At 44.7% G+C, this 16,553-nt stretch carries 18 protein-coding genes, 1 tRNA gene and 1 riboswitch; of the genes, 10 read left to right on the forward strand and 9 right to left on the reverse strand.

Annotation, left to right across the window (positions count from 1 at the left end; translation table 11 throughout):
* Positions 1-15 precede the first annotated feature (15 nt).
* From gcvPB to gcvT, 3 genes are read right to left on the reverse strand one after another with little or no spacing between them, the layout of a single operon-like run.
* Positions 16-1,479 carry an aminomethyl-transferring glycine dehydrogenase subunit GcvPB gene (gene gcvPB / locus SFC25_RS05095; protein WP_411214245.1) on the reverse strand — a complete coding sequence of 488 codons (1,464 nt, stop codon included), beginning with the start codon at positions 1,477-1,479 and terminating at the stop codon, positions 16-18.
* Entirely contained in the window at positions 1,463-2,821 is a 1,359-nt protein-coding gene (gcvPA, locus tag SFC25_RS05100) for an aminomethyl-transferring glycine dehydrogenase subunit GcvPA (RefSeq protein ID WP_411214246.1), read from the reverse strand. The genes gcvPB and gcvPA overlap by 17 nt, the downstream gene beginning before the upstream one ends.
* 14 nt (positions 2,822-2,835) lie before the next feature.
* Complete coding sequence (gene gcvT, locus SFC25_RS05105; protein WP_411214587.1) at positions 2,836-3,936, reverse strand: glycine cleavage system aminomethyltransferase GcvT; 1,101 nt, start codon at positions 3,934-3,936, stop codon at positions 2,836-2,838.
* Between the two features lie 156 nt (positions 3,937-4,092).
* A riboswitch (glycine riboswitch) is annotated at positions 4,093-4,181 on the reverse strand.
* Positions 4,182-4,376: 195 nt separating this feature from the next.
* Between gcvT and SFC25_RS05110 the strand changes: the two genes are divergently transcribed.
* Together SFC25_RS05110 and SFC25_RS05115 are read left to right on the forward strand one after the other, a co-directional pair.
* Complete coding sequence (locus SFC25_RS05110; protein WP_411214247.1) at positions 4,377-6,032, forward strand: DEAD/DEAH box helicase; 1,656 nt, start codon at positions 4,377-4,379, stop codon at positions 6,030-6,032.
* Positions 6,025-6,864 (forward strand): YqhG family protein, encoded by an 840-nt coding sequence (locus SFC25_RS05115; RefSeq protein ID WP_411214248.1) that lies wholly within the window; start codon positions 6,025-6,027, stop codon positions 6,862-6,864. The genes SFC25_RS05110 and SFC25_RS05115 overlap by 8 nt, the downstream gene beginning before the upstream one ends.
* Positions 6,865-6,880: 16 nt before the next feature.
* Here SFC25_RS05115 and SFC25_RS05120 read toward each other — a convergent pair whose 3' ends face one another.
* A complete protein-coding gene (locus tag SFC25_RS05120) occupies positions 6,881-7,051 on the reverse strand; it encodes a YqzE family protein (RefSeq protein WP_084160700.1) in 171 nt (56 codons plus the stop codon).
* Positions 7,052-7,242: 191 nt separating this feature from the next.
* Here SFC25_RS05120 and comGA point away from each other — a divergent pair, with 191 nt between their 5' ends.
* From comGA to SFC25_RS05160, 8 genes are all read left to right on the forward strand, one after another.
* A complete protein-coding gene (gene comGA, locus SFC25_RS05125) occupies positions 7,243-8,319 on the forward strand; it encodes a competence type IV pilus ATPase ComGA (protein WP_411214249.1) in 1,077 nt (358 codons plus the stop codon).
* Position 8,320: 1 nt separating this feature from the next.
* Positions 8,321-9,262 carry a type II secretion system F family protein gene (locus tag SFC25_RS05130; protein ID WP_411214250.1) on the forward strand — a complete coding sequence of 314 codons (942 nt, stop codon included), beginning with the start codon at positions 8,321-8,323 and terminating at the stop codon, positions 9,260-9,262.
* Positions 9,263-9,276: 14 nt separating this feature from the next.
* A complete protein-coding gene (comGC, locus tag SFC25_RS05135) occupies positions 9,277-9,588 on the forward strand; it encodes a competence type IV pilus major pilin ComGC (protein WP_411214251.1) in 312 nt (103 codons plus the stop codon).
* The gene (locus tag SFC25_RS05140; protein WP_411214252.1) at positions 9,572-10,012 is read left to right on the forward strand and encodes a prepilin-type N-terminal cleavage/methylation domain-containing protein; all 441 of its coding nucleotides are present in this window, start codon (positions 9,572-9,574) and stop codon (positions 10,010-10,012) included. Before comGC ends, SFC25_RS05140 begins: the two co-directional genes overlap by 17 nt.
* The gene (locus SFC25_RS05145; RefSeq protein WP_411214253.1) at positions 9,996-10,322 is read left to right on the forward strand and encodes a hypothetical protein; all 327 of its coding nucleotides are present in this window, start codon (positions 9,996-9,998) and stop codon (positions 10,320-10,322) included. The genes SFC25_RS05140 and SFC25_RS05145 overlap by 17 nt, the downstream gene beginning before the upstream one ends.
* Positions 10,303-10,713, forward strand: a complete 411-nt coding sequence (gene comGF / locus SFC25_RS05150; protein ID WP_411214254.1) for a competence type IV pilus minor pilin ComGF — start codon at positions 10,303-10,305, stop codon at positions 10,711-10,713. Before SFC25_RS05145 ends, comGF begins: the two co-directional genes overlap by 20 nt.
* The gene (locus tag SFC25_RS05155) at positions 10,688-11,053 is read left to right on the forward strand and encodes a hypothetical protein (RefSeq protein WP_411214255.1); all 366 of its coding nucleotides are present in this window, start codon (positions 10,688-10,690) and stop codon (positions 11,051-11,053) included. Before comGF ends, SFC25_RS05155 begins: the two co-directional genes overlap by 26 nt.
* Positions 11,054-11,095: 42 nt before the next feature.
* A tRNA-Gln gene (locus SFC25_RS05160) sits at positions 11,096-11,166 on the forward strand.
* Between the two features lie 34 nt (positions 11,167-11,200).
* Here SFC25_RS05160 and SFC25_RS05165 read toward each other — a convergent pair.
* The 5 genes from SFC25_RS05165 to SFC25_RS05185 all read right to left on the reverse strand — a co-directional run bounded on the left by SFC25_RS05165 (position 11,201) and on the right by SFC25_RS05185 (position 16,547).
* Complete coding sequence (locus SFC25_RS05165; RefSeq protein ID WP_411214256.1) at positions 11,201-11,821, reverse strand: MBL fold metallo-hydrolase; 621 nt, start codon at positions 11,819-11,821, stop codon at positions 11,201-11,203.
* Between the two features lie 341 nt (positions 11,822-12,162).
* Positions 12,163-14,097: an LTA synthase family protein gene (locus SFC25_RS05170; RefSeq protein WP_411214257.1), complete on the reverse strand. Its 1,935-nt coding sequence runs from the start codon at positions 14,095-14,097 to the stop codon at positions 12,163-12,165.
* Between the two features lie 81 nt (positions 14,098-14,178).
* Positions 14,179-15,156 carry an ROK family glucokinase gene (locus tag SFC25_RS05175; RefSeq protein WP_411214258.1) on the reverse strand — a complete coding sequence of 326 codons (978 nt, stop codon included), beginning with the start codon at positions 15,154-15,156 and terminating at the stop codon, positions 14,179-14,181.
* Entirely contained in the window at positions 15,149-15,370 is a 222-nt protein-coding gene (locus SFC25_RS05180) for a YqgQ family protein (protein WP_411214259.1), read from the reverse strand. The genes SFC25_RS05175 and SFC25_RS05180 overlap by 8 nt, the downstream gene beginning before the upstream one ends.
* Positions 15,371-15,509: 139 nt before the next feature.
* On the reverse strand, positions 15,510-16,547 hold the full coding sequence (locus SFC25_RS05185; protein ID WP_411214260.1) for a M42 family metallopeptidase: 1,038 nt from the start codon (positions 16,545-16,547) through the stop codon (positions 15,510-15,512).
* Between the last annotated feature and the right edge of the window lie 6 nt (positions 16,548-16,553).

The raw sequence follows: 16,553 nt of genomic DNA on the forward strand, positions 1-16,553 counted from the left end.
GTGCAAAGCTTTTTTTCATTCTGGTATATAACGAAGAATCGGTTTTCTAGCAGCAGTCGTTTCATCCATCCTGCTCACTACAGTCGTATGAGGCGCTTCCTGGACAATCTCTGGATTCGTTTCAGCATCCGCTGCAATTTCCAGCATTGTATCAATGAAACTATCCAATGTTTCTTTTGCTTCTGTTTCGGTCGGCTCGATCATCAGTGCTTCCTCCACATTGAGCGGGAAGTAGATGGTAGGTGGATGGTACCCGAAATCAAGCAATCGTTTCGCGATATCAAGTGTACGGACACCTAGCTTCTTCTGTCTGCGACCTGAAAGAACAAATTCATGCTTACAATGCTGTGTGTACGGCAAATCAAATGCTTCACTCAAGCGGCGCATCATATAATTTGCGTTCAGGACGGCATATTCACTTACACGTTTCAATCCTTCTGGTCCCATTGTCCGGATATACGTGTACGCACGGACATTGATACCAAAGTTCCCGTAATAAGGTTTTACCCGTCCGATTGAATCGGGACGGTCTTCGTCAAGGATGATTTCTTCTCCTTGTCTGCGGACGACTGGCTTTGGCAGGAAGGCTGCAAGCTCCTTCGAAACGCCGACAGGACCCGATCCTGGACCCCCGCCGCCATGCGGACCGGTGAATGTTTTATGCAAATTCAAGTGCACCACATCAAAGCCCATATCCCCAGGTCTTGTGTATCCCATGATGGCATTCAGATTGGCACCGTCATAATACAATTTGCCGCCTGCTTCATGGACGATTTTGGCCATTTCCAAAATATCCTTTTCAAACAGACCCAGTGTATTCGGATTCGTAAGCATTAATGCTGCCGTATCTTCTCCAACGACACGACGCAAATCATCTAAATCAACTAGTCCTTGTTCATTGGATTTAACCGTGACAGATTCGAAACCAGCAACTGTTGCCGAAGCTGGATTCGTACCATGCGCTGAATCCGGAACAATAACCTTGGTTCGCTGCGTCTCGCCATTTTTCTCATGCAAGGCACGGATCATCATCAGCCCAGTCCATTCCCCGTGAGCTCCTGCTGCAGGCTGCAAAGAAACTTCGTGCATGCCGGTAATTTCCTTCAGCTGCTCCTGCAGATCAAACATGAGCTCGAGTGCACCTTGTGCTGTTTTCGGATCCTGATATGGATGCACATGGCTGAATCCGTCCATCCGGATAACATCTTCATTGATTTTTGGATTATATTTCATCGTACAGGAGCCTAGCGGATAGAATCCAGAATCGACGCCGTAATTTCTTCTGGACAAAGCTGTATAATGCCGAATGATTTGCAGCTCGCTCAATTCCGGTAGCGCTGCTGGCTCACTTCGAATATAATCTGACTCAAAAACTTCCGTTAGATCCGTTTCCGGAACATCAAGCGGCGGCAAACTGTATCCTGTCCTGCCTGCTTTCGTTTGTTCGAATAACAATGGGAAATCAGTATTGCTTTGCATGGACTGCCGCCACCTCTCTTACGAATGTATCAATCTGTTCCTTTGTGCGCTGCTCCGTCACAGCAACAAGTATGTGGTTCTTCAAACGATCATCTGTCCGTCCCAAGTGATACCCCCCGATAAACCCTTGTGTTACCAGATGATCATTAAGTGCATCCACATCGTCTTCTACTTTAATTACCAATTCATTAAAGAAGGCGCCTTGGAAGACGACTTGCAGCCCGTGTGCTTCAAGCTGCTTCTTCATATATTGTGCTTTTTGAATATTCAAGTGAGCCATCTCAGCTACACCTTTTTTCCCTAATGCACTCATGGCCACCGAAGAAGCCAAAGCATTCAATGCCTGATTGGAGCAAATATTAGATGTTGCCTTGTCCCGGCGGATATGCTGCTCACGTGCTTGGAGTGTCAGAACAAAACCACGTCTGCCTTCTTCATCCTTTGTCTGACCGACAAGTCTTCCCGGCAGCTTGCGCATCAATTTTGCTGAGCTTGCGAAATAGCCGCAGTGAGGTCCGCCGAATTGTGCCGGAATGCCGAATACCTGTGTATCACCAACGACGATATCTGCTCCGAAGCTGCCTGGCGGTGTCAAGAGTCCTAGAGCCAATGGATTACTGGAGACAACCATCATCGCTTTCGGCTGTGCATCAATGATCTTCCGAATTTCAGCTAGCGGTTCGACTTGGCCGAAGAAGTTCGGATATTGCACGATGACACTTGCCGTATCCGCATCTACTGCTTCTTCCAACGCTTGTAGATCTGTCAAGCCATCCTTATGCGGGACTGTGACAATCTCCAAATGCTGTCCTCTTCCGTAAGAATCAATCACCTGACGAGATTCAGGATGGACTGCTTCGGATACGATAATCTTTTTCTTTCTTGTATGGCCAGCACTCAGTGTCGCAGCTTCTGCCAATGCAGTACCGCCATCGTACATGGAGCTATTGGCTACATCCATTCCAGTCAGCTCAGCAATCATCGTTTGGAACTCAAAGATTGCCTGCAGCTCTCCTTGGGAAATTTCAGGCTGATATGGCGTATAAGCAGTATAGAATTCAGATCTGGAAATTACATGATCCACGATGGAAGGAATGTAATGATCGTACACACCTGCTCCAAGGAAGGAAGCATGTGTCTTAGTCGTCACATTCCGACTTGCCAAAGCTGACAGTTCAGCTTTCAGTTCTCCTTCACTTTTCGCTTCCTTGATCTGGAGCGGTCCCTTCAAGCGGACTTCCTCCGGAATATCAGAGAAAAGCTCCTCGGTGTCTTTCACGCCTATCGTTTGAAGCATTTCTTCTTTGTCTTGCTCTGTCATCGGTAAGTACCTGAAATCCATGCTGTATCCTCCCTCTATTTCCGTTTATAGAATGGTGTTGCGACAACCTTGGCTTGCAGCTGTTTCTTTCGGATCTGCACGTCCACGATACTGCCTTCTTCGACAGCATCCGCTTGAACGAGTGCAAGACCGATATAGCTATCCAGTGTCGGTGACTTCGTTCCTGTCGTCACCTCACCGATTTGTGTTCCATTGCTGAAGACCGGATAGCCATGGCGCGGTATTCCTTTATCCAGCATTTCAATACCGACGAGCTTCCGCTTCGTTCCGTTCTCTTTTTGCTTCTTTAAGGTCTCTTTCCCGATAAAGTCGGCAGATTTGTTCGCTTTGACCGCAAATCCAATACCCGCCTCAATCGGCGTAATGTCCTTCGTCAATTCATTGCCATACAGCGGCAAATTCGCTTCAAAGCGCAAAGTGTCCCTAGCACCCAAACCCACAGGCTGGAGATTATATGCTTGGCCTTTTTCCAGTAAAAGTTCCCAGACTGCTTGACCGCTTGCAGCAGGACCATAAATTTCAAAGCCATCTTCACCGGTGTAGCCTGTGCGCGAAATAAGGAAGTCCCCTTCCGCCCCATCCAGCTGCACTGGATAAGCAAATCGGAAAAATGAAATTTCCGACAATTTTTCATCTGTCAGCTGCTGAAGAATCTGTTCCGCATGAGGTCCCTGCAGGGCAACTTGCATATACGCCTCAGACTGATTGTCGATGCTGACGCCTTCTCTTTTATGGGAAAGAAGCCATTCCAGATCCTTCGCTGTATTGCTCGCATTTACAACTAACAGATAACGGTCCTCTTCGAGCATATAAACGATCAAATCGTCTACAGTTCCGCCATCTTCATAACACATCACACTGTACTGCGCTTTATTCGGAACAAGCAGGTCAATGTCATTTGTCAGGACAAACTGCAAATAGTCTTTACTCGCAGGTCCTTCAACCAGGATTTCCCCCATATGGGAAACATCGAACAAGCCAGCTGCCTGCCGCACTGCATGGTGCTCCTCCTGGATGCCGCTGAAATGGACCGGCAGTTCCCATCCGCCGAAATCGATCGTCTTGCTGTCAGCCTGATAAGCAGGATAAAGCGGGGTTCTTCTCAACTCACTCATCATCTTGCTCCTCTCTTATGTACCTCGCAACAAAAAACAGAGCCACCTCGAAAAAGCTTTGAGGGGCTCTGTCCATTTACCAGAAAGTTTCTTATCGTCCTTGGACCATAGTTGCTTCTTGGGTGGCTTCTACTACGGAAGCACTCTCCAGAGTTGCGTCGTGCTGGAGTTCTTTTGCCTGAGAGATTCACTCAATATTTGCTCCTTCGGCGCCGCATGACAGCGGTCTCTCCTCCAACATTCACTCGCGGTTTATGAAATTGTAAAACGCGGGCATACTAACAGACAATCAACCTATAAAAAAGCAAAATCCAAACATTTTAATAAAAAATATTAATAATGTCTGTTTTCAGCCTCATTATAACATAACAATTTTAGAATGTGTCTATCTTTTTCAGCTTTTTAATTGAAACTCCGAAGAATAAGGAGATGGAATCATTATGCAAATGCATATAAAGGATGATAAACCTTTCCTCGAGATGATGGAAGATGTTTTGCAGCAAGAAGGAGAAACAGCATCTTGGGAGCATTTTAAAATGGCCTACACGGCGGCTAAGGAAACGAATATCGATACGTTCACCGGATTGGTGGCACCCGGGTATCTGCCACATATGACCTTCCATCCTCATCAGCTTGAAGCAAGCAGGCGGGTCGTGGAGGAAATGAATGGCCGTGCCATCCTGGCAGATGAAGTTGGTCTAGGGAAAACGATTGAAGCGGGTCTCGTATTGAAAGAATTAATGATACGAGGCTTGGTGAAAAAGGTACTGCTGCTCGTGCCGGCATCTTTAGTGAACCAATGGGTGAACGAATTGAACTCAAAATTTCATATTCCTGCAGCCTCCCAGCGAAAGCAATATGTATGGGAACATTATGATGTGATTGTCTCCTCCATCGACTTGGCAAAACGCTCCCCTCACCGGGAGATCATTTTGGAGCAGGACTATGATTTTGTGCTGATCGATGAGGCGCATAAACTGAAAAACAATAAGACAAGAAACTATGCGTTCATCCAATCGCTTAAAAAGAAATATTGCCTGCTGCTGACCGCAACACCTGTACAAAACAAGCTGAGTGATATTTATAATCTCGTATCCTTGCTTAAACCTGGCTACTTAGGAAGCTATAAGCAGTTCAAAGATACATATGGAGATGACCGCAGAGATGCTGAGGAGCATCATTACTTAAAGGAGCTCATTCGCAAAGTGATGGTCCGCAACCGTCGGGAAGAAACAGGACTGCAATGGACAAAGCGGAAAGTGGAGACGATTTGGATTGATTTTACCGAACAGGAAAGGCAAGTATATGAGAAAATGCAGGATTCCACCAGTGCCGCAGCAACCTTCGCAAAGATTACGCTGCTCCGTGAGCTGTGCAGCTCCAGGGAAGCTGCATATTTGTCTATGAAAAAGATGGTAGAGGAAAATCCCGAAACAGGTAATGTCTATTTGCCTGTTATGAAAGATATTGAAAAGCTGCCGCAGCATAGCAAAGCACTGAAAGTGGTCGAGCTGATCAAGGCGGCACCACCAGGAGAGAAGTTCATCATTTTTACCGAATATCGGGCTACGCAATTTTACTTGCAGTGGACGCTGAAGCAGCATGACATATCCTCCGTTCCATTCCGAGGCGGGTTCAAGGCCGGTAAAAAGGATTGGATGCGCGAGCTGTTCGAAAAACACGCACAAGTGCTGATTGCGACCGAAGCAGGCGGCGAAGGTATCAACCTCCAGTTTTGCAGCAATATGATCAATTATGATTTGCCATGGAACCCGATGCGGCTGGAGCAGCGCATTGGCCGGATCCATCGTTTTGGGCAGCAAAAGGATGTACAGATCTATAATTTTGCTGTGCGGAACACGCTCGAAGCACATATTCTGGAATTGCTTTATAAGAAAATCAACTTATTCGAGCGGGTAATCGGTAATCTCGATCATATCCTTGCCGAACTGCAAGTTTCTGATGTGGAAAAAGAAATCAAACGCATATTCGCTGACTCCCGTTCTGACGGAGAAATAAAGGTGAAACTGGATAATCTGACTGCGGTTATTACCGAGACAGGCGAACAGCTGGAAAGGGATAAATTACATGGATAGACAAACACTCCATCAGTTTCTGCGTAAATTCTTCCTATCCAATGGCTGTCAGCTGCTAGAGGAAAAAGAGGGGCTGCTCCGGTTCCTGCTGACACCAGAATTAGATGAGGAATTGATGAATCGCCCGTTTTATTGGCGCTATAAGAAAAGACTTGGCCAGGAAGGCGATCCTATGGAGCTGACCCTTCTGACCGACCCTAACGAGACCGCCGATAAAGCCGAACACATTCATTTTGGCAGCCCTCGCCTCCATAAGATTTTCCGGCTAATTCGTGACTCCGCACAAGTTGGCCGCTTCTATGAAAAAGTCGATACAGCCTCCCGGACACCATTGTATCCTTGGCTCATCCGCAATATAAGCGTGCATTTTTCCGGTAAACGCAAACGGACAGAAACGCATTCAGTTGGATTACAGCTATTGAATGGGCAGCTGGCAACCGATTGGATGGAGAACTTCTCCCAGGTGGAATTCAAACAGCAAATCAGCGATCAATGCTATTGCATCTCCCCTATCATCCGATACCAAAGCGGCTACCAGCGGATAAGCAGCTATATGCAGTCTTATTTGGATACTGTCGATGATAGCTGGGTGAAGGAAACAGCAGAAACGCTCAAACAAGAAGAAGAATTACTGGCGCATTTCTTCGACCAAAGCGGTCAGGAAGAGTTAGAGGAAGAAATCCGCGAAGAAAGAGCAACATTGTATAAGAACGAGCTGGATGCAGTGCATAAAAGACTGGTACCCAGTATTCAAATGGAAACAATCAATGCGGGTATCTTCTATCTTTCTGAAGAGACAGCCCGGAAACTGATCCATAAAAAAGAGGCCTGAATCATGTTCAGGCCTCTTACTTTTTACGACTACGGAAGAATAGCTTGAAAGCAAATGGCAAAACGCCAAACCACTTTCCATGCAGCTGATGTTTTTCTTTTTCCTTCTGTTTTTTCTCCTGTTTCGGCGCATCCATTTTTTTCACCAGCTCCTGGGTTACGAATCGGAAATAATCATTCGAAGACATATGTTACAGCCCCTCTTACTTTTACTTGTAGCGTAGCCAATTTCATTTCTTTCCATACAATTTGTTTCAAGATAGCTGCCTTAATAGAGAAAGATCATTTTTCTGCGTAAAGGAATTGCTGATTTCTGCATTTTCACTGTATGACTGCTGTTCTGAACTTGTAGTATTATAGCCGCAAAGGAGGTGATGTAGTGCTGGATAGCCCTTCAGCCTTTGCTACACGACTGATGGAAGAAGCAATACAGCAGCAGGCATCTGACATTCATTTTACACCGGAAGAAAATGAAACAAGTGTATTTATCCGGATACACGGAAAACGTGTTCTGCACAGCCGCTTATCTACTGCGAGCTTTCGCAAACTGATTGCTTATTTTAAGTTTGTCAGCGGCATGGATATCGGAGAAATGCAAAAACCTCAGGATGGGGCGATGCCCTTTTCATTTAAAGGGCAAAAGCAATACTCTCTCCGTCTCTCCACTCTGCCGCTCAAGCAAACAGAAAGCTTGGCAATTCGTATACTTCCCCAGAGTGAAGCTCCCTTGCTCGACCGGCTGTTTTTGTTCCCTTTCCAAATAAGTTCACTTCGGCGGATATTGACGGAAAGTAATGGAATTCTATTATTTACAGGTCCAACAGGCAGCGGGAAAACGACGACCATGTATAGCATCCTGCAGGATTTGCTGCGTATCAAAGCATGCCAGGCTATCACATTGGAGGATCCGATCGAAAAAAGGATGGAAAACATGCTGCAGGTGCAAGTGAATGAAAAGGCTGGTCTTACGTATCAAGCAGGCTTAAAAGCAGCGCTGCGGCATGATCCAGATATTCTGATGATCGGGGAAATTCGTGATGAAGCTACAGCCAGCTTTGCCTTTGAAACGGCAAGGACCGGACATCTCGTCATCAGTACCCTGCACGCCAAAAATGCAGCAGGAGCCATTCACCGCTTGAAGGAGATGGGAATCCCCACAGCTGATTTAGAGCACACGCTGATTGGTGTCGCCTCGCTGGAACTTATTCCTATCACAAAGCCCCGCCCTTCTCGCGCTGCCATTATGGAGCTTGCCGACTCTGCGCAAATCAGCAGCATGATGCAAGCCAAAAAAACATCTTTCCTGACTTTTGAGAAACTTAGGAGGAAAGCCTATGCATATGGTTTTATCACGAAAGAAAATTTTCAAGTTCAGAAAGGACGACAAGCTGCTGTCTATGGAACAGCAAATGATTTTTCTCCAGCAGCTTCATCGACTCAGAACACAAGGATATGATATGGCTCGCTCACTTGATTTCCTGCATTGGCAGCCGAAGTGGCGAGCAGCAACTCAAAAATTACAGGAAGGTCTGCGGCAAGGGTTGCGTCTTGATGAGGCATTTTCACACGCTCGCTTCTCTCCTGCAATCGTCATCCATTTTTATGTGGCGCATCATGACGGGAACTTAGAAGATGCATTGGCGAGAAGCTACACTACAATGCAAAAACAGATGCAGCAGCTTGCCAAGTTCAAGAAAGTCACTCGTTACCCTGTTTTTCTTTTATTCAGCATTCTGCTGCTCCTGGTGTTCGTCAAGCTTTACGTCTATCCTTCCTTTCTATCTCTTTTTGCCTATTCTGCAGACTCCGCAAACCTTCTCCATTTCTTCTCCAATTTGGTTAATTTACTTTTGTATACAGGCTTACTTATAGGTGTTGTGGGATTCAGTCTATATTTTCTCCAGGAATATTTCAAAAAACGCTGGCCCTCGGCAAAAAAACGCTATTGCTTGGAACGAGTACCTGTCATTCGCACTGTAGCCCGTACAAGAACAAGTTTCCAGTTCGCCATACAGCTTGGCAATCTTCTTTCAGCGGGACTTTCCCTGTATCAAAGTCTGCAGCTTTTATCCAAACAGCAATATCATGACATGCTTCAGTTATATAGCAGCATCTTGCTATCTCAGTTATCCTCCGGCTATTCATTGAATGAATGTCTGACCAGCTTTCCGCTGCTTGATGCCCAGCTTCAAAGTATTTTGGTCAAACAAAATGATGTAGCATCGCAATCGAAAGATTTGCTTATGTACGCGGAATTAGTGACGACTAAAATGGAGGAACGGACAAAAACCGCTCTCTACTTGCTTCAACCTTTTCTGCTCTGCATCATGGCACTGTGTATCATCATTGTCTATCTATCTTTGCTTCTCCCTATGTTCCAAATGGTCCATACATTATAGAAAGAGGTAATCTGATGCGAAATGAAAAAGGATTTACTTTAATTGAAATGCTTATCGTCTTGCTTGTCATTTCTGTGCTGATGATTCTTGTTGTACCTAATCTAGCAGACAAAAATGACCGCGTACAAACGCAGGGCTGTGATGCCCTCTTAAAATTGGCGGAAAGCCAAGTACAAACATTTAAGATAGATAACGGCACAGCTCCAACTTCAATTGAGCAGCTTCAAGACGGCTACTTGACTGAAACTACATGCCAGGGTGGTAAGCGTTCCTTGGTACTAAGTCCTGGAGGCGAGGTTTCTTTGACTAATGCATCCGGCTCTTAAAGATAAAGGTTTTAGTTTGCTTGAATTGATCATCGTACTCGGACTTGCTTCTTTACTGGTTAGCATCGGCACAGGAGTATACAACCATTTACTAGTAGAAGCAAAAGCAAAACAATTCAAACAGCAACTGGAACAAGACCTGCTTTTTTTGCAGCAATACACGCAATTTGACAGGTCAGCAAAGCTTTACTTAGAGAAGGACGAATATGAAATATTTTCGAGCAGATTGAAGAAAGTTCTTTTAGTACAGGAGATTCCAGAAGGATATACGATCGATATTTACCCCCAAGCAATGTCATTTGGTTTCAATCAAACAGGTACAGCACTTGCTCCGGGAAATATCACAATACGTACTCCTAATGGAACCGATAAGCTTGTATTTCCACTAGGTAAAGGAAGAGGCCGCTATGAAGACAGCGGATAATCAGGATGGGTTCCTTATGCTCGAGGCTTTTTTCTGTTTCGCCATGTTCCTGCTGTTATGTACGCTACTGCTGCCATTAAGTATTGACGTAAAAAAAGAACATTATATCCAGGAGCAAAAATCATGGTATTACAGCCTTCTGCAAAATGAATTAGCAAAATCTTCACCAAAAGATCAATATTTTAATGAGGGTAATTTAACTATCTCGTTAAGATTCAGTGAAGAGGATGGGCTTAAGAAGGGCTGCCTGGAGATAAGGGAAGAAAGGCGAGAGGAGAAGCGTTGCTTATATGGTTATCTCGAACAATAAAGGCTTCACGCTTCTTGAAGCATTATTTGCACTGGGTATATTGATGCTAATCCTTGCTTCGGTCCCACTCCTTCTGGCCCCCCTGACTCAAGACACAAAATCAGAGGCGGTGTCTGTCAGGCAAGCACTTCATTTTATATCTATGGAAGTGCATAAAGGCAGTACTGTATATATTGCAGGAGATAGACTCTACATTCAGGATCAACAAGGTCGAACTGCTGTTTTTGAGCAATATAAAGATATGATACGGAGACAAGTTGAGGAGAAAGGACATGAAGTTTATTTACACCACATAGAGGATTTAAAAATCACTCAAGACAGCAGCTCTATAGACATATCAGTCACAGGAAAAGAAGGAGAGTTATATGAAAAACGGATTGCTTTGGAATGAAAAAGGATTCCTTCATCCATTCCTTTTGTTCCTGACAGCTTTCTTTCTGCTCTTACTCACTTCAGGCACTTTGCTGCTTCAAACCAAAGTACAATCAACTGACCTGCTGTTTGAACAGTACAAATTAGAACAAGCTGCATCAATCGCCTTCAAAACAGTTGAAAACCACTACCTTCCGAACTTACAACAAGGAGAAAATAAAACCGTCAAAATCCATAACGATGCTTTAGAAGCTGAGATAACGATCAACAGAGAAGACCAGCAGACACTTGTACGATACGAAATCAAAACAGATGAAAGTCTAGAATCAATTATTTATTATAAAAAATATCCTTCTTGATGTATAAGACGGACAATCTCGTGCAAAATAGTCTATGTACGATGGGCTATAGCCAAGCGGTAAGGCAGCGGGTTTTGGTCCCGTTATCGTTGGTTCGAATCCAGCTAGCCCAGTAAAAAGATCCCGCCATACAGGCGGGATCTTCTTTTATATAAGGAAAGGATTCTTTGCTTGCTCTTCCCCTATCGTCGTTTTCGGACCATGACCTGGATATACTTCGTAAAAACCAGGCAGCGTCAATAATTGATCCGTTATGCTTTGCATCAACGTCGGCAAATCTCCACGATACAAATCCGTTCTGCCTATACCGCGCTGGAACAACGCATCTCCGACGATCACGTACTTTTCTTTGTGGAATATTAGGGATACACTTCCAGGTGAATGCCCTGGTGTGTGACGTACTTCAAATTCAAAATGACCAAGCTTCATAGAACCTGGCTCCAGTTTTTCGTCCGCGTCTCTCGCAGTTATCTGTTTGACCGGGAACATCTTTGAACCATTCTTTCCCGGATCACCAAGCCAGTCAGCTTCTTCTTCATGGAGATAAACAGGAATATGGTAAATATCCCGTGCATCGTCAACTGCACCGATATGATCGAAATGGGCATGTGTCAGCAGTATTGCCTGCGGTCGCAGCTCTCTTTGCTTTATCCATTCGATCAATTTGACGCTATCTCCGCCGGGATCAACAACCAGGCAGTCGTTCTTTGATTCCAGTATGTAACAATTTGTTCCCATCGGTCCAAGACCAAGTGTATGTATTTTCATTATCTGTTCCGCTCCTTTCCTATGAATTCTTTTAAAAAAGGGCTCGACAAGCATATGTGTGTGTACTACTATATAGAAGGTAATTGCCAAGCTTCCTTATAACAAGTATAGCAGGAAACATACCATTTTGCTCATAGGAGGGCAAGCAAGTGATTCTATCCATCATCTTGTTTTTTATTGCATTTCTTTGTGTTTGTACACTCGTTACTGAATGTAAAAAAAGACAAGTGAAAAAGGCGATTTTTACTTTCATATCTGTGATCGTCATCACGTTAGTCTCCATTACGAACTTATTATAATTCATTAAAAAGGATCGCTGCATCTGCAGCGATCCTTTTTTGTTAACTTGCTTTTTCTTTACCTTCTTGGAAATCGTAGAACCGGAGCAAGTCGCCATAGATAATCCGATCAGAGTAATTCAGTTCTTTTGTTACTTGTTCCTGAATCGGTTCACAGACACTTTCAATCTGTTCACCAGTCTCACCGGATATCTCTGCTTCTTCTCCTTCCATATCTTCAGCTGGTTCACCCGTCAGCCTGTCGTAGCACATATCATTGGTAAACACATACTCATCACTGATGAAATCTCCATTTCGCAAGGCAGTGAAGTCTTTGCGGTCTTCTGCGAACACATCATTCCCGAATTGGATGTCATGTTCAGCTTCGATTCCCAACAAACTCAGGATCGTTGGTTTCACATCAATTTGACCAGCTACTTTTTCCATCACCTGTCCGTTTCCGTCACCCGGAATGTGGATGAAGAACGGAACGCGCTGATTCTGCACTTGCTGGTATGGTGTGATGTCTTTGCCCAAGTATTGGCTCATCGCTTTATTATGATATTCACTGATACCATAATGATCCCCCATCATCACGATGATGCTGTCTTCATATTCACCAGATTCCTTCAACTGCTCAAAGAATTCCTGTACTGCTTCGTCTGTGTAACGCGCTGTTTGGAAATACTTATTCAGTGTCTGGGAATTGGAATCGAATTGATCGATCGTCGCATCTTCTTCCGGCAAATCGAACGGATGGTGGTTCGTCAACGTGATGAACTTCGAATAATACGGTTTATCCATTTCCTGAAGATATGGAATGGACTGTTCGAAGAATGGCTTATCCATCAAGCCCCATCCAACTGTATTCTGGTCTTCTCCTTCTGTGATGACATCATAGCTGTTTTCATCATAGAAGGTGTCATAGCCAAGGCTGTCGTACATAACATCTCGGTTCCAGAAGCTGGCGTTATTGGAATGGAATACAGCAGTTGTGTAATCACTCTGTCCTAAAATTTCAGGTGTTCCGTTATATTCATTTTGACCGTGGGTGAAGAATACTGCTCCCCGCGGCAGCGGATATAGGGAATTTTCAACCAAGAATTCAGAATCAGAGGTTTTTCCCTGTTCTGTCTGATGGTAAAAGTTCTCGAAGTAATACGTATCTTTGTCTTCTGTCAGGCTATTGAGGAATGGCGTTACTTCTTCCCCATTGAGCTCGTTGTTGATCAAAAAGCTCTGCATGGATTCAAGGGAGATGAAGATGACATTCTTTCCTTCTGCCTGCCCGAATTTAGCTGATTTCTCTGTTTCCACTTCTTCATTAACATAAGAAAGGATCTCAGGAAGTTCATTTCCGTCAGCAAATACGCGCTGCGCTTCCGTTTTCGATTGCATGACTGCATCATATACATGGAAGTTGAACAAACCGATATTCTTGACCAGATATTCCCGGTCGAATCCGCGTGTGAACAGCTGCGGGCGTTCTGCTTCCGCAAGTCCGATGTTTATGACGACAACAGCTGCGATAGCCGCCATTGTTGATACTTTCTTTCTGCGAAGGTAGTCAACCGTCATTTTCTCTTTATAACGATAGCTGAGGAACCAGATGATAGCCAAATCCAAGAACAGCAGAATGTCCTGTGGATAAATGAGGCTTAGTACACTGCCGCCAAGGTCTGCGGCATTGCTTCCTTGCATGAGGACCGGCACTGTGAGGAAATCACTGAAGTGACGGTAAAAAATCAAGTTGATGTACAAGATGATAGAACCCACGAGACTGATTATCCGGATATACCGTATTTGCCATTTTCGTGAGAATAAAACGCTGAGACCAAAAGCCAAAAAGGCACTGACAAACGGATTCAATAGCAGTATGAACTCCTGCATCGCATTATCCAAACTGATATTGAATAAGAAACGATAAATGATATACGTCTTCAGTCCAAACAAAACTGTCGCCAAAATATATAATGGTGCAGTGAATGTTCGTTTCAAGTAAAAATCCTCCTCATTATAGAACCAAGCGTAAAACAGATGGCAGCAACTTGCGCTGCTGCCATGCACGCATTTCTTTATTTATTTTGCGGTCTCTTCCAAGTGCTGTTTGACTAAATAAGCAGCACCGTAGACACCTGCATCATTGCCGAGTTGAGCCGGCACGATTTCACATTCATATGTTGTTCGCGGCAGGGCTGCTTTCTTGAACGCTTTTCTGATAGGTTCCAACAAAGCTTCCCCTGCTTTTGATACACCGCCACCGATAATGATCCGGGAAGGATTGGTAAGGATAGCCGCATTCGCCAAGGTTTGTGCCAGGATGCTGGTAGCTCTGTCCACAATCTTTTGTGCTTCTGCATCATTTTCGGCAGCCAGTTCGAAAACGTCCTTGGAAGAGACGCGTCCGTTTTCGGCAAACCGTTTGCCTAGCCCACTCTCTGGATGAACAGTGGCTGCTTCGGTTGCCAAACGGCTGATACCTGTTGCGGAAGAGATTGTCTCCAAGCAGCCTTTTCGCCCGCAATTGCATGGAGCACCATTTTCTTCAACGGTTACATGGCCGATTTCTCCTGCCGTACCATTGATTCCATTCACGATATGGCCATTAGCAATGATACCTGCTCCTACGCCGGTGCCTAGAGTGATGGCAATGATATTGCCTTGCTGTGCTCCTGCACCTTTCCACACTTCACCAAGCGCAGCTAGGTTAGCGTCATTATCAATGAAAACCGGCAAGCCGGATAGTACTCCTAGCTCGGCAGAAAGAGGAAAATCACGCCACCCGACATTGACTGCTTCAGCGATGACACCGTTGCGAGGCACCACGAATCCCGGCGCACCGACACCGATGCCTTGGATTTTATCCTTCGCTATGCCGAGTTCAGCAAGCTTTGCTTGGATTGTTTCCCAGATCTGCTTCGGTATGTGCAGACCTTGCTCGAATTTATCCGTCTTGATTTCCCATTTTTCCACTATTTCGCTCGTTTCATCGATAATGGCGAGCTTAATTGTTGTGCCGCCGATATCGACGCCGACCATTAATCCGTCCTTACTCATTGTTTCCCGCTCCTTCTCGACTATCCGATAAAGCACTTATCTCTTTTCTAAGAATTACTTTTGCTTGTCCATATTCCTTTAAGGACAATAGGTTATTGTCATACAGCTCCCGCAGCTCTTCCAGCATCATCGCCAAATCGAGCTTGCGGTCTCCGATGTATACGAAAATACCGTACGTCTTCAATAGCTGCATTACATCATAAACCGTTTTCATACACATCACCTAAGTTATTATAACAACCTTCACCTAAAATTGAAAATGATTTAAGACTACGTTCACACCTTCTTAACAATATGCCTTAATGTAAAAAAAATAACCTGAAGTCTGTTGACTTCAGGTCCATTCTTTACAATTAAAACATATTGCTTTTTACATAAGCATCCAGTAACACATACGTAGCTGTCAAAGCACTCTCATGTGTACGTTCAAAAGCATGTGATGCAGCAATGCCGGGGCCGATGAGTCCATGACGGATATCATATCCTGCACGAATCGCTGCGGACGCGTCTGACGAGTAATACGGGTATATGTCCAGCTTATATGGAAGCCCTGCGGATTGAGCGAGTTCGGCAAGCTGTTCCTTTAATTCGTAATGATAAGGACCGCTCGAATCTTTCACACAGATAGAAACATCATATTCTGTAGTAGCTTGTCCGTCCCCGATCGCGCCCATATCGACTGCAATATATTCCACTACCTCCGATGGAATGCTCGAATTCCCTCCATACCCTATTTCTTCATTATTGGATATAAGCACATGCGTGGTGTATGGCAGCTGCTGGTTATCTTCCTTGAGACCACGAAGCAGCTCAAGCAGGATAGCAACACTTGCCTTGTCATCCAAATGCCTGGATTTGATGAATCCTGAATCGGTACGGACAAAACGCGGTTCAAATGACACAAAATCCCCGACACGAATGCCGAGTGCTTCTGTTTCGTCACGAGATGCTGTCTGTTCGTCGATCCGTACTTCGATATTCTTTTCATCCCGTTTTGCTTCTCCTGCATCCTTATAAACATGAACAGATGTTTGGTGCATAAGGATTGTGCCAGTGAATGCATTATCTTTGCTATGTATCGTGCAATATTCCCCTTCCACACTGTTCCAGCGGAAACCGCCGATCATTGCCAATGACAATGTACCATCAGCTTTTATTCCTCTTACCATGGCGCCTAGTGTGTCAACGTGGGCAGTCAGGAGACGGTGACGTGTAGAATCTTTACCTTGTACCGTAATCAGCAGGCTTCCCTTATTCGTCACTTTTGATTGGTATCCAAGTGAATCCGCAATACTGCTGCAAAAATCTATCGCTTGTTTTGTATAACCGGAAGGACTTGGGATATGGACTAAGTTTTCCAATGTTTCTGATATTCGATCAATTTGCTTCATTCGTAT

This window comes from Terribacillus saccharophilus (assembly GCF_046592595.1).
GTDB lineage: Bacteria > Bacillota > Bacilli > Bacillales > Amphibacillaceae > Terribacillus > Terribacillus saccharophilus_C.